The sequence below is a fragment of the Bifidobacterium simiiventris genome, assembly GCF_019331715.1.
GTDB classification, from domain to species: Bacteria; Actinomycetota; Actinomycetes; order Actinomycetales; family Bifidobacteriaceae; genus Bifidobacterium; species Bifidobacterium simiiventris.
This window is the reverse complement of record NZ_JAHBBG010000002.1, coordinates 225,447-239,618: the sequence shown is the minus strand read 5'-3', so window position 1 is coordinate 239,618 and position 14,172 is coordinate 225,447. Positions and strand designations below refer to the sequence as shown.

Sequence of the window (14,172 nt, the reverse complement as noted above, 5' to 3'; positions counted from 1 at the left end):
TCGATAAGGAGTACACGGCATGACTTTGACGGTGCAATCGTTGACCCTGCAATCGGCGGCGGATCTTCTGTCCGAGCATCATCTGCTGCGCGAGATCATCGCTGACGGCCATTGGACGCTGGATCCGCGTGACATCGACGGGCACGATCGCCCGTTCGCCGATGTCACGTACGACACGCGCAAGGTCAGCGACGGAACGCTGCTGTTTTGCAAGGGCAACTTCAAGCCGGAGTATCTGAACGGCGTCGATGGGCGAGGCCTGGCCGCGTATGTGGCCGAGACCGATTTCTCCACCGCGACCCGCGCGCCCGGCCTGATCGTGGACGACGTGCGCAAGGCAATGAGTCTGCTGTCCGCCGCATTCTTCGGCCGGCCGCAGGACACACTGACCGTGATCGGCATCACCGGCACCAAGGGCAAGACGACGACCGCGTATTTCACGCAGGCGGTGCTCAACGCCTATTCCGGCGGCCGCTGCGCCCTGTTCTCATCCGTCGACAACTGCCTCGACGGCCATACGTACACCGAATCCGCGCTGACTACGCCGGAAAGCCTCGACGCGTTCCGCATGATGCGGCAGGCGCTTGACAACGGCATGCGCTATCTGGTGATGGAGGTCTCCTCGCAGGCGTACAAGGTGCACCGCGTCTACGGTCTCACGTTCGACGTGGCCGCGTTCCTGAACATCTCCCCCGACCACATCTCCCCGATCGAGCATCCGACGTTCGAGGACTATCTGCACTGCAAGCGGCAGATCTCGTACAACTGCCGCAAGCTGGTGCTCGGGGAGGACTGCGATCATGCCGATCTGATCCGTCAGGACGCGGGCCGGGCCGGCGTGCCGGTGGTCACGTTCGCGTTGCGAGAGAAGGTCTGCCAGAACGACGGTATCGACGTCGTCGCCACCCCCGACCCGCAGCACCCCGCACAGTACGTGTTCCACGATCACGGTGCGACGATCGGCGACTTCTCGCTCGAGCTTGAGGGCGGCTTCAACGCGGCCAACGCCGCGGCGGCGATCGCTTTGGCTCGTCAGGCCGGCGTGCCGCAGGATTCGCCCGCGTTCGCCGCGCTCGAACAGGTACGCATCTCGGGTCGCATGGAACATTTCGCGAGCGCCGACGGCAACATCGTCGCCTACGTCGACTACGCGCACAACTATGTGAGCACGAAGACGCTCGCCGAGTTCGTGCTGCGCAAGTATGCGGGTCGCGATCCCAAGCTCGTGCTGGTGACCGGTTCGGTCGGCGACAAGGCCGTGGATCGCCGTCAGGGCATCATCGACGGCGCGCAGGACAAGGTCGACCGGATCATCCTCACCTCGGAGGATACCGTCAAGGAGCCGATGCTCGACATTCTGAACGAGATGCGCGGCTACATCACCAACCCGCATGTGTCGTCCACGATCATCCTCGACCGGGCGCAGGCCATCGAAACCGCGGTCGACGAGGCTCGTGCCGATGCGGCGGCCGGACGTCTCACCGTGCTGCTGGTCATCGGCAAGGGCGAGGAGCAGTGGATCAAGGTCGGCGGCAAGCACGCGCTGTACGAGGGCGATGGCCATATCATCCGCCGCCTGTTCGGCATCGCGCAGGGCTGACGCCGCACGTCGCGCCAGTCCCAGTCGTTCCATCGACACACCGCCGCTGCACCGCGGCCCGTACTACACTCGTCACCAGTCAATCGCAAGGAGCATCATGATCACGCTGGAAGCCGTCACCCCCGAAGCCTTGGAAGCGGCCGCCGCCGAACACGGCATCAATCTTCCCATTGAACAGACCGCAGTATGGGCGGCATATCAGGCCGACATCGACGGGCGCACCCCGTGGGGCGCGTATCTGGTCAAGCGCGACGGCGAGACGGTCGCGTTCGTGTCCCTGATCGATTTCGAGACGCACGGTTATCACTATCTGCGTTCGGTGCATGGACCGGTCTGGGTCGCCAAGCCTTCCGAAGCCGAAGAACGCGACGTCATAGACGCCTTGGTCCAGACCGTACATGCCAAGGACAAAAAGATCGTGTTCCTACGCATCGACGCATGGTTCGAGGCGGGCACCGAACCCGTGCTGTCAACTGTCCCGTATGACCAAACCGTCATCGTTGATCTGACCGGCGGAGACGATGCGATCCTGACGCGCATGAAGAAGCGCGGCCGCCGCGATGTGCGCAAGGCGCTGCGCGAAAGCCCGGCGGAATGCAAGGACGAAACCGAACTGGCGGTCGCCGACTTCTCCGAATACTACGCGGTGATGGTCGAGACCGCGCATCGCGACGGATTCTCGCCCGCGCCGATGAGCGACTACACCGACATGATCACCGCACTCGGCCCCGACCATTGCCGCGTGTTCGCCGCCCGCATCGACGGGCGCGTCGTCGCGTGGGCGATCGTCACGGTGAACGGCGCCCATGCCGTGTACTACTACGCCTGCATGCGCACCGAGGTGATGCGCAACCTCGTGCCCGACAAGCTGCTGTACACGTTCTGCTGCGCGCTCGGCGCACGGGGCTGCACGCAGATCGATCTGATGGGCATCGGCAACGATTTCGCGCCGTCGCTCAAATCGCTGAACATGTTCAAGACCAAGTTCGCGGAAGACACCACGCAGGTGGCCCCGGCGCGTGACGTGCCGATCAAGAAGGTGTTCTACGGCACGCTGGCCGCCGTGCAGAAGCTGCGCAAGTCGCTGCGCAAGTAGCGATACCCCACTATGGCAAGGGGCTTCCCGTTTCCCGCGGTTCGATTCCGCGGGAAACGGGAAGCCCCTTGCCATATTCCTGCCGGCGGCATACCTTCGGCCGGTTCAGGCCTGTTCCAGCCGTTGCGACACGACCGCCGTCACGCCGTCCGATCGCATGGTCACGCCATACAGGGCGTCCGCGATGCTCATGGTGCGCTGCTGGTGCGTGATGACGATCAGCTGCGCATGCTCGCGCAACTGGTCGAGCGCGTCGAGCAGACGGGTCAGGTTCGTGTCGTCCAACGCCGCCTCGACCTCGTCCATCACGTAGAACGGACTGGGCCGCGCCGTGAAGATCGCGAACAGCAGTGCCAGGGCGGTCAGCGAACGTTCGCCGCCCGACAGCAGGCTCAGCTGCCTGACCCGTTTGCCGGCCGGGCTCGCCTCGACGATCACGCCGGTGGAGAGCATGTCGTTCGGGTTCTCCAGCCGCAATCGTCCGGTGCCGCCCGGGAACAGGGTGGCGAACACCTTCGAGAACGCCTCCGCGGTGTCTTCGAACGCGGAACGGAACACGTCGAGCATCGTGGCGTCAAGATCCCGGATCAGTTGCATGAGATCGTCGCGGGATTTGGCCACGTCGTCCCGCTGCTCGTGCAGATACCTGTTGCGGGTCTGCAATGCCTCGTATTCCTCGACCGCCAGCGGGTTCACCTTGCCCAGCGCCGCCAAGGCGCGTTTGGCCTGTTCCAGCCGCTTTTCCTGCTCCTCACGCACGTAGGGGACGCTCAGAGGTAACTCGTCCGGCTCGTCGCCGGATCCGGCTTTGGCCTCGGCAGCCGTATCACCGGACGTCTTCGCGTCCGAGTCCGTCATCGGTACGGGTTTGTCCGGCCCGTACTCCCTGATCAGCTCGTCCGCTCCCATGCCGAGCTCGTCGGCGATCCTGCCGGCGATCCGGTCATAGTCCGCAGCCAGCCGTTCGCGGGTCACGTCCAGCTCGTGTTCGTGCGCGATCAGATCGTTGACCTTGGGTTCGAGCTCGTCCCGTCGCGTTCTCAGACCGCCAAGCTCCTCATGACGACCGGCGGCTTCCGACTGCACCCGTTCACGCCGGTCGGAGACATCGCGCACGGACAGGCCGACCATATCGGCGACGGCCGCCGCATCCTGTGCGATCCGATGCAGCCGCTCGGCCTGCCGGCGCAGACGGGCGTTCGTTTCTTCCACGCGGGCGCGACGGATCTCGGCTTCATGGGCCTGGTCGCGGAGCAGTCCCACCTGTCTTGTCAGCGATTCCGCCGCGCGTTTGGCCTCGTTCCATGCGATGTTGGCGTTCATCTCATGTTCCCGGTCTTCGCGCAACTGCAGATCCAGACGCTGCTCCCGCTGCGTCAGTTCATTCGGATCCGCATTGCCGGCATCGTCCCGTTGCAGGGATTCAAGCGTCCGCGTCAGTTCCTCGACCTTTGCCTGATGCGTTTCGCCGCTGCTTCCGGCCGCAGCGATCCTGCCATCCACGTCACGTATCCGCAGTTCGATGGCGACGATCTGGTCGTTGGCGACGCGCAGCGATTGCGCCGCCTGATCTGATCTGACCCGCATCTCCGTTCGACGGGTGACGGCCTGATCGACACGCAGTCGCGCCTGATCCCGCAACGTTCTGGCCTGGTCGATGCGTCCGCCGAGCTCGTCGAAGCTCACACGTAGCGATGCGACGCGTTCGACCGCCTTGTCGCGCCGTGACGCCAGTGACAGGTCGCTTTGCGACAGCGACGAACCGCCGACCGCGCCGACCGCGTTAACGAATTCTCCAGATTGAGTGACCGCGCTGGAGAACCGGCCCGGGCAGGGGCCCGCATCGGTCTCATCCACCGCTTCGAATGCCTCGTCCAGAGTATGTGTCGCGGCCACGTCGGAGAGCAGACGCCTGACCGCAAGCACCACGCCGTCGGCTTGGTCGGCGTCGGCATGGGGATTGGCGGATACCAGGTCGGCCGCGCATCGGATTGCCCTGCCCGGCGCCGTGAGCGCATTGTTATCCGCGTCGCGATTGGAGTCCCGGTCATGCGAGTCGAGCGGCGTCAGTACCACGGCTCTGCCAAGCCGATCCTCGTTGGCACGTTCGAGCGCGTGGATCATATTGCCCGGTTCGGGAACGACGATGGCTCCGGCGAACGCGTCGAGCGCCCGTGCAACGGATTCCTCCCAACCTTCCTCCACATGGATGAAGTCGGCAAGTCGGCCGATGGAGGCGACCTCGGGGTCATGCTCCAGCGTCTGTGACGCGCTGCGGCTTTCCAGCGTGTCCTTCAGCGCATCCGCCTTGGCCTGCAACGATATGATCGCCGCGTTCAGCTCACGCTGGCGATCCTGCAGCTCATTCAATTCGTCCTGTCGCCCGGACAGTTCGAGACGTGCCGCCTTCAGCTCGTTTTCACAGTCGGCAGTGTCATCGGGCCGCGCTTCGAGGTTCAGGGCGTCTCGTCGTGCGGTCAGATCGTCCCGCTGACGGATCAGTCCCTCACGCTGGGCCGCGAGATCCTTGCCTCGAGCGGCTTCCAGCTGGATCGCGGACTCCTCGCGGGCGATCGTCTCACGTAGGTTGGCTATGGAGGCGTCGCGCTGCCGTGCCATGCCACGCAGCTCATTCAGGCTCTGACGTACCGTGGCGAGCCGTTGTTCGTCGTCCATGCGACGCGCGCTGGCGGCGTCGACGGCGTCTTTCGCATCCTGCGCTGCCTGCCGTTGCCGTGATGCCTGTTCCTCGAGCTCGTCGGCCCGTCGACGGAGCAGTTCCGGGTGAGCGTCATCGTGCTCGATCACACGATCCGACAATGAACGACTCCGTTCCTGCGCCACGGATGACAGCGATAGCAGCCGTTCCTGGATGCGCGATAGGTCGTGCCACTGCTGGTTGAGTTGCGCAAGCACCGGTGACGAGGCGGCGGACTGTGCTTCGATCTGTTCGATGCGCAGTTTGATCCGGGCCAGATCGTGTCGTGACGAGCCGAGCTGCGTACGCACGTCGGTCAGGCGGGCGCGTGTCTCATCCCGCTGCTCGCCGATACGCTGCGCATCGTCGGCGAGCAGGCGCGACTGGGCGTCGCGGATGGTGGCCTGGATAAGGTCGGCTCGCCGGCTGGTTCGGGCCTGACGCCCGAGAGGGCCGAGCTGGCGGCGCAGCTCGGTCAAAAGATCATCGAGGCGCGCAAGATTGGATTCCGTGTTCGCCAGTTTGCGCAACGCGCGTTCCTTGCGCTTGCGATGCTTGAGAATGCCTGCGGCCTCTTCGATGAACGCACGATGGCCGCTGGGGTCGGCTCTGAGAATCGCATCGAGCCGTCCCTGTCCGACGATCACGTGCATCTGCTGGCCGAGTCCGGTGTCGCTGAGCAGCTCCTGGATATCGAGCAGACGGCAAGGCGTGCCGTTCATCGCGTATTCGGACCCGCCGTTGCGGAAGATGGTGCGGGTGATCGTCACCTCGGTGTACTCAATATCGAGCGCGTGATCGGTGTTGTCGATGGTCAGCGACACCTGCGCGCGGCCGAGTGCGGGGCGGGAGGATGTGCCGGCGAAGATCACGTCCTCCATCGAATTGCCGCGCAGGTTCTTGACACCCTGCTCGCCCATGACCCATGCCAGGGCGTCCACGATGTTCGATTTGCCCGAGCCGTTCGGGCCGATGACGGCCGTGATGCCCGGCTCGAACCGCAGCGTGGTGGCGGAGGCGAACGATTTGAACCCTTTGAGTGTGAGTTCCTTAAGATACATTCGTCGCAGGACCCCGTCAGTCTCGCTCGGAACCGGTCTCGTCGCCGCCCTCGTCGGTGCCGTCCTGCTTGGAGGCGGCCTCTTTGGCGAGTGTCGACAAGCCGAAATCACCGAAGTCGTCCACGTCGAAATCGGGGTTCGCGTCGGTTTCGAAGTCACGGTCGGCATCCGTCTGAGGCGCAGAGTCCCCTTCCGATTCGTCGGCTCGGATAATCGGCCCGTTCCCGAGATTCGGCTCGACGCGTTCGGACTTGGGCTTCGCCAGATCGGCGTTCATCCGTTCCTTGAGCAGGGTTCGGGCGTCGCCGGCCGTTACGAAGCTGCCGCAGATCAGCACGCCGTGCCCATAGCCGACGCCCAGTTCGTCTTCCACGTCGACCATGTTGACGGCGGTCTGGATCGCGTCCGGCAGCGAGTCCTCACGGATCACCCGGTCGCGACCGAACACATGCACCGCCACCTTCTCGAGATCTTCGGCGGGCATGACGCGATCCCGCCACGAGTTCTCGGTGACGATGATCTTATCCAGCACCGGTTCAAGCACACCCAGATATTCCTCGACCTGCTTGTCGGCCATCATGGCGACCACGCCGACGAGCTGCTGGAAGTCGTAGTTCTCCTCGATCGCCGCGCGCAATGATTCCGCGGCGTTGACGTTATGCCCGCCATCGACAATGATGGTCGGCGACGTACGCACCTGCTCGATACGCCCGGGAATCTTCACACCGCTGAGGGCCTCGGCGACCAGGTCGCCGTCCAATGCACCGGAGACGGGGATCACCGTTTCAGCCGCGGCCAGCGCTGCCAGCGCGTTGTGCGCCTGATGCTCTCCGAATTTGGCGATCGGCACTTCCGTATAGGTGCCCAGCGGCGTGCGCAGCGTCGCGACCTGGCCACCGACCGCCGGCATACGGCTGATGACCTCCATCTCATATCCGTCGCGGATCATGGTCGCCTGATTGCGGCGCGCGGCCTCCTCGAGCACGGGCATGACCTCATCCTCATGCGGCTGCTTGCCAATGATCGCGGCGCAGCCCGGCTTGATGATACCGGCCTTCTGTTCGGCGATCTTCTCGACGGTGTCGCCGAGCCACATCATATGATCCATGTCGACGGGGCCGATGACGGCGGCATCGGCGTTCAGCACGTTGGTCGCATCCTGCAGGCCGCCCATGCCGACCTCCACGATGACGACGTCGACCGGGGCGTCCGCGAACTTCCAGATGGCCATGGCGGTAAGCACCTCGAAGAAGCTCATGCGGGGCTTGCCCTGCTCCTCCATCTTCGCGTCGACCAGATCGATCAGGCCCTTGACCTGATCCCAGATATCGATGAAATCGTCGTCGGAAAGCTCCTGGCCGTCGATGGCGATGCGCTCGTTGATACGCTCGAGATGTGGAGACGTGTACAGCCCCGTACGCATGCCATATGAACGGCAGATCGCCTCCGCCATGCGGGCGGTGGATCCCTTGCCGTTGGTCCCGGTCACGTGGATGACACGGAAGGAATCCTCAGGGTGCCCGAACAGGTCGAGGATCAGCTTCATGCGGTCGAGATCCATGTTGGTGGTGTTATGCTCCGGCGGACGGCGCATAATGTCGCGTTCCACTTCGCGAATGGTCTCATTGTTCCGATTCGGATGCTCATATGACATACTGATCAGCGTTCCTTCTGGTGATGATGATTAATGCTCGCGTATATACGTATCTCATTCAGGGCATGCTTCGCCATGCTCCTTGGCAACATAGCAGACGAACTATGCTTCGTTCTTCAACTCGTCTATGGCCTTTTGGAAATCATCCAGGCCGTCGAAGTTCTGGTACACACTTGCAAAACGCAGATAAGCGACCTTGTCCAGTTCCTTCAGCGGAGCGAGAATGGCCTTGCCCACGTCCTCGGACTTCACCTCGGCAAGCCCTCGCGATCGCAGGTCCTCTTCCACACGCTGACCAAGTTTTTTGAGATCCTCTTCCCTGATCGGACGGCCTTGGCACGCCTTGCGTACGCCCGATATGACCTTGCCGCGATCGAACGGCTCCGAATTGCCGGATCGCTTGGTCACCAAGAGCATGGTGGTTTCGACGGTGGTGAAACGCTTGTGGCATTTCAGGCATTCTCGACGACGTCGAATGGAAAAACCGTCCTCGCTGATGCGAGTATCCACGACTTTGGTGTCAGGCTGCTGGCAAAAAGGGCAATGCATGACCCCAACAATAGCGTGAGCCATACCATACATGCAAACATCCTTCCTCGCTCCATCGCACATGACGCGAGAGACAACCGGCTACGACTCCGACTCGGCTGGGACTATAATGCGTTGGCCCACTTGCAGCGAATATGAATCCAGATCATTCAATCGCCGAAGCCGTTCAACGGTGCTCGACACATCGCCTCCCGCCGGCGTGATCGCCTGGGCGTATTGCCAGAGCGTGTCGCCAGGCTGCACCGTGTAGCACGTGACCTCCATCGCGGTGGAGGCCGAATCGGCCCGCATCGGGACCAGCCACGAATACGCGATCCACGCCAGCGTCATGCACAGCAGAGCGGCCATGCAACGGACGACAACGTTCGGTTCGCGGCCGTCATGCCCGTCAGGAGCAATCGGCCCACACGAGAAGCCACTGCATTCGTTGCGCGCGACACTGCGCCAGACGGTTCGTTCATCGGTTTCGAGTCCCGTGCCGCACACCGCCGCACGGGACGTCTTCGTCATGTCGGACATCATTGCGACCACACCCTTTCGAACTTTCGTTCTATCGAACAACAGTTTGATTGTGGCACATCTGTTCGACTTTTGCAACGCGACACGTCGAACAGATGTTTGATTTTTTATCACGGTCACGATATGATGATGAAGACATGAAAGGAGCCACCCGTGAGCACCATCCCCTTCACCACCCACCGCCCGTCAGGCGCGCCTCAGGAGAACGATCTCACCGAGCGGCAACGTCGCGTGCTCGACGCGATCAGAACGCACATCGCCACCAAGGGCTTCATTCCGTCGTTCCGTGAGATCGGCGAAGCCGCCGGCCTGAAAAGCCCCTCTTCGGTTAAACATCAGCTGCAGGTGCTTGAGGAAAAGGGCTTCATTCGCATGAACGCCAACAAGGGCCGGGCCATCGAATTGGTCGGCCCCACCTCCGAACGTGGTTCGAATGCCGCCGCACAGGAACGCACCGCGGAGATCCTGCCGTTCCCCGAAGGTTCCAGCGCATCGATCCAACAGTCGCAGGACGTACCGCTGGTCGGCAGGATCGCAGCCGGAATACCGATCACCGCCGAGCAGCACATCGACGATGTCATGCGCCTGCCCGAACGTCTGACCGGCACCGGGACCCTGTTCATGCTGGAGGTGCACGGGGATTCCATGGTCGATGCCGCCATCTGCGACGGGGATTTCGTTGTGGTGCGCGAGCAGAACACTGCGGTCAACGGGGATATCGTGGCCGCGCTGCTGGGCGATGAGGCGACGGTCAAGACGTTCCGCAACGACAACGGCCATGTGTGGCTGATGCCCCACAATCCCGCCTACTCACCCATCGATGGCACACACGCCCAGATCATGGGGCGCGTCGTCACCGTTCTGCGCAAGCTGTAGCCAAACGTCGATGCACAGGGTGTGCGACGTGGCAATCCGCCCGGACAGCAATGCCGTGTCTCCGCGTATTCCGCGCCGTTCGGATCCTGCGTCGGCGCAGGATCCGCTATCCGCTATTGATGCAGGTGTTCCGCATTCGCGGTGGTGTAGCCTTCCGGTTCGAGTTGGAAGGTGGTATGCGGCACGGATACGGGGAAATGCTCACGCAGGCAGTCCTGCAGCTGCGCAAGGATCTGCGCTCCTTGTTCCATGGTGAGTCCCCGTTCGACCACGACGTGCGCCATGAGGATCGGCATGCCGGTGGAGACGGTGCTGGCGTGCAGGTCATGCACGGCGATGACGTGCGGAACCCGTTCCATATGTTCGCGCACCTTGTCGAGGTCCAGTCCTTCCGGCGTCTCTTCGAGCAGGACCCTGACGGCGTTATGCAGCAGCTTGATCGCCCGGGGAATCATCATCAGCGCGATGACGCCGCCGGCGACCGCGTCGAATCCCACCCATCCCGTACTCATCATCACCAGCGCCGAGATCACGACGGCGACGGAGCCGAGTGCGTCGTTCATCACCTCGAGAAACGCCGCCTTCATGTTCATATTGTCCTTGCTCTGGGATGCGAGGATGATGATCGAGCCGACGTTGGCGGCAAGGCCGAGTATGCCGAAGAACAGCAGCAGGTTCGGGTCTCGGATGTCGTCCGAGGCGGGATGGAACAGTCTCATGCCCGATTCCGCAAGTGCATAGATGCCGACGAACAGCAGGATCAGCGCACCGACGCCTGCGGTGATGACCTCAAGTCGCGCCCATCCCCAGGTTCGCGTGTTGTTGGGTTTGCGGCGCATGAGGATGGCGGTGATGGTGGCGGCGGCCAGCACCGACATGTCGGTGAGCATATGGCCGGCGTCGACGAGTAGCGCCAGCGATCCGGTGACGATCGCACCGACCACTTCGGCCACGAACACGGTACCGGTCAGGGCCAGTGTCATGGACAGACGCTTCTGGTGAGACCTTCCGTCTTCCCCATTGCGCATCACGGTCCCGTGATCATGTGTCATAACGTCGCCCTTTCCTGTCTTACGGTGATGAGACCGCTTCTCACAACCATTCTCATTAACCCCACAACGCAAGAAACCCCGGCGCAATGCCGGGGTTTCACATACGTATGGAAGTCAGAACCGACTCCCATCCATCGCATCAAGACGAATATTCGGCTGATGCGTGCGGAAACCGCCGTCCGAACCCGAAGGCGCACAACAGTGCGTCGAAGGTGAGGAAAGGTGGTTACCGCTTATTACATTTTGTTGAATGACGCGTGCGTCCACAAGGCGCACCGAGGGAAGCGGTACTAAGTACCGCAACCGAGGAGCAACGCAGCGGACGCTCCGTCATTCAACAAAATGTTAGAAGCCGAACTGGGCGGCGGTTTCCTTCAGCGTCTCCGCGGAGCGCTTGAGGGCCGCAAGCTCACGGTCGGAGACCGGGGTGTTGATGCGGGTGTTGACGCCGGAGCGGTTGAGAAGGGTCGGGACGGACATGCAGACATCGGAGATGCCGTGGAAGTCCTTGAGCATGGAGGACACCGGCAGGATGCGGTTGGAGTCGGAGAGGACGGCCTCGACGATGTCGACACCGGACATGCCGATGGCGTAGTTGGTCGCGCCCTTGCCGTTGATGATCTTGTAGGCGGCGTTCTTGACTTCCTGGTGGATCTCCTCGCGCTTGGCGGCGTCGAGCGGCTCGTGGCCCGGCAGCGGGGTCCAGTCGCACATCGGCACGCCGGCGATGGTGGCGGAGGCCCACAGCGGAACCTCGGAGTCGCCGTGCTCGCCGCAGATGTAGGCGTGCACGTTCTTGACGGAGACGCCGGTCTGCTGGGCGATCAGGAAGCGCAGACGCGCGGAGTCCAGGTTGGTGCCGGAGCCGAAGATCTGGTTCTGCGGCAGACCGGTGATCTTCTGGGCGACGTGCGTGGCGATGTCGACCGGGTTGGTGATGAGCATGTAGATGGCGTTCGGGGCGACCTTGACGAGGTTCGGCATGATGGCCTGCAGAATCTTGACGGTCGCGCCGACGAGTTCGAGGCGGGACTGGCCCGGCTTCTGGCGCGGGCCGGCGGTGATGACGACCATGTCGGCGTCGCGGCAGATCTCGGGATCATCGGAGCCGTCGATGGAGACGGCCGGGTAGAAGCTGGAGCCGTGCTGCATATCGAGCACTTCGGCCTCGACGCGTTCCTTGGCGATGTCCTCGAGCACGATCTCACGGGCGACGCCGCGCTGGGCGGCGGTGAAGGCGAGGGTGGAGCCGACTGCACCGGCACCGACGACTGCGAGCTTGGTGGGCTTGACGTTCAATTCAGCCATGTTGTTGCGACCTCTCTTGAAAACTCTGCCGATTGTGTCGGCATTCATCCAAACAACGTATTCACTTTATCCACACACGCTGACGTTTGAGACACTCGCGTTGCGGACGGATATGGTGATCTTCGTCACACTTGAGAGCGTTCACATCACATGTCCATAATCGCGGCTCACATCGTGGAATCGGCGGAATGCCGCCGCTGCCGCAACACGCACGTCGAACGGCTCAGTCGATGGCTGCTTCCATCACCTGGGCCGCCAGATGACTGCCCACCTCGGCCTCGACCATCATGCCGTCGTCGCGGTATTCGACGCCGATCACATGGCCGTATTCGCGGATGCGCGACAGCAACGAACCGGACGTATACGGCAGCAGCGCACGCACATGCACATTCGGTATCGGCAGCATGCCCTCGACACGCTCGCGCAACGCATCGATGCCCTCGCCGTTGTACGCGGACACGATGAACGCGTCCGGCTGCAACGCGTGCAAGCGTTCGCGAGCGGCCGGGTCGATGCGATCGGCCTTGTTGAACACGAGAATGCGCGGGATGTCCGCGGTGCCGTCGATATCGGCGAGCACGTCGTTGACCGCGTCGACCTGCGAAAACGGATCCGGGTGGGAACCATCGACCACGTGCACGATCAGATCCGCTTCGGCGACCTCCTCCAGCGTGGATTTGAACGCCTCGATGAGCTGCGTGGGAAGCCGACGCACGAAGCCGACCGTGTCGACGTAGGCGTAGAGCCGGCCGTCCTTGGCGCGGGCACGGCGCACGGCCGTGTCCAGCGTGGCGAACAGCGCGTTCTCGACCAGCTCGGCCGAACCGGTGAGCCGATTGGTCAGAGACGATTTACCGGCGTTCGTATAGCCGACCACGGCGACGGTCGGCAACCCGTAACGCCGACGGGAACCGCGTTTGACCTCGCGGGCAGGCGCCATCTCGCGGATCTGCTTGCGCAGACGCGCGATGCGCGTGCGGATGACGCGGCGGTCCATTTCGATCTTCGTCTCGCCCGGGCCACGTGAACCGATGCCCGCATCCGCGCCGGCCGCACGACCGCCGGCCTGGCGCGACAGCGATCCGCCCCATCCTCGCAGTCGCGGCAGCATGTATTCGAGCTGGGCCAGTTCGACCTGCGCCTTGCCTTCTCGCGACGTCGCGTGCTGGGCGAAGATGTCCAGGATCACAGCGGTGCGGTCCACGACCTTGACCTTGGTCGCGTCCTCGAGCGCACGTCGCTGGCTCGGCGGCAGATCATCGTCCACGATGATCGTATCGGCCTCCTCGCGTGCGACGATGTCGGCGATCTCCTTCGCCTTGCCGGAACCCACGTACGTGGCCGCGTCCGGCCGGTAGCGATGCTGCAGCAGGCCGTCGCACACGACCGCGCCCGCGGTTTCGGCGAGCGCCGCCAACTCACGCAACGATTCCTCGGCAGCGGAGGCGGTGGTCACGGCCGACGACCAGACGCCGACGAGCACGACGCGTTCGAGACGCACCTTGCGGTATTCGACTTCGGTGACGTCCTGCAGCTCGCCAAGGCCGGAGACGTGCTTGAGCTGATTGCGAGACTCTCGCTCCTCCCAGGCCTCGCTGGATCGCTCGCCGAACCCCGCACCGTGGTCGTTCTCGTCGAGCAGCACGTCGGACTGGTCTGCCAGCACGCCGGTCAGCACCGGTTCTTTTTCCATGATGGGCTGGTTCACGACGCCGCCGTCAACGGCCTGCTGCTGGCTCTGCTCGCTCAAAGGCACCTC

General features: G+C 63.2%; 10 protein-coding genes. 3 read left to right on the top strand and 7 right to left on the bottom strand.

All coding sequences use genetic code 11. The annotated features are described in order from the left end of the window. The first annotated feature begins 19 nt into the window (after positions 1–19). Together KIH76_RS03435 and KIH76_RS03430 are read left to right on the top strand one after the other, a co-directional pair. Entirely contained in the window at positions 20–1,600 is a 1,581-nt protein-coding gene (locus KIH76_RS03435; RefSeq protein ID WP_214374648.1) for a UDP-N-acetylmuramoyl-L-alanyl-D-glutamate--2,6-diaminopimelate ligase, read from the top strand. 97 nt (positions 1,601–1,697) lie between these two features. Continuing rightward, a complete protein-coding gene (locus KIH76_RS03430; protein ID WP_219069337.1) occupies positions 1,698–2,696 on the top strand; it encodes a lipid II:glycine glycyltransferase FemX in 999 nt (332 codons plus the stop codon). Between the two features lie 105 nt (positions 2,697–2,801). Here the strand turns inward: KIH76_RS03430 and smc are convergent, their stop codons facing one another. From smc to KIH76_RS11520, 4 genes are all read right to left on the bottom strand, one after another. Then, positions 2,802–6,455: a chromosome segregation protein SMC gene (gene smc, locus KIH76_RS03425; protein WP_214374650.1), complete on the bottom strand. Its 3,654-nt coding sequence runs from the start codon at positions 6,453–6,455 to the stop codon at positions 2,802–2,804. A gap of 16 nt (positions 6,456–6,471) precedes the next feature. Further along, a complete protein-coding gene (locus tag KIH76_RS03420) occupies positions 6,472–8,109 on the bottom strand; it encodes a bifunctional folylpolyglutamate synthase/dihydrofolate synthase (RefSeq protein WP_214374651.1) in 1,638 nt (545 codons plus the stop codon). A 102-nt stretch (positions 8,110–8,211) separates the two neighbouring features. Continuing rightward, positions 8,212–8,658 (bottom strand): transcriptional regulator NrdR, encoded by a 447-nt coding sequence (gene nrdR, locus KIH76_RS03415; protein ID WP_214374674.1) that lies wholly within the window; start codon positions 8,656–8,658, stop codon positions 8,212–8,214. A gap of 81 nt (positions 8,659–8,739) precedes the next feature. Then, positions 8,740–9,168, bottom strand: a complete 429-nt coding sequence (locus KIH76_RS11520) for a LysM peptidoglycan-binding domain-containing protein (RefSeq protein ID WP_236036796.1) — start codon at positions 9,166–9,168, stop codon at positions 8,740–8,742. Between the two features lie 162 nt (positions 9,169–9,330). Between KIH76_RS11520 and lexA the strand changes: the two genes are divergently transcribed. Further along, entirely contained in the window at positions 9,331–10,053 is a 723-nt protein-coding gene (lexA, locus tag KIH76_RS03405) for a transcriptional repressor LexA (protein ID WP_219069335.1), read from the top strand. 113 nt (positions 10,054–10,166) lie between these two features. On the opposite strand, the gene KIH76_RS03400 is transcribed toward lexA, so the two are convergent. The 3 genes from KIH76_RS03400 to hflX form a co-directional block, all read right to left on the bottom strand. Next, a complete protein-coding gene (locus KIH76_RS03400; protein ID WP_219069333.1) occupies positions 10,167–11,105 on the bottom strand; it encodes a cation diffusion facilitator family transporter in 939 nt (312 codons plus the stop codon). A 345-nt stretch (positions 11,106–11,450) separates the two neighbouring features. After that, positions 11,451–12,413, bottom strand: coding sequence for an L-lactate dehydrogenase (locus tag KIH76_RS03395; RefSeq protein WP_214374654.1), 963 nt, complete (start codon positions 12,411–12,413; stop codon positions 11,451–11,453). A gap of 223 nt (positions 12,414–12,636) precedes the next feature. Then, positions 12,637–14,106 (bottom strand): GTPase HflX, encoded by a 1,470-nt coding sequence (hflX, locus tag KIH76_RS03390; RefSeq protein WP_219069442.1) that lies wholly within the window; start codon positions 14,104–14,106, stop codon positions 12,637–12,639. Positions 14,107–14,172 lie beyond the last annotated feature (66 nt).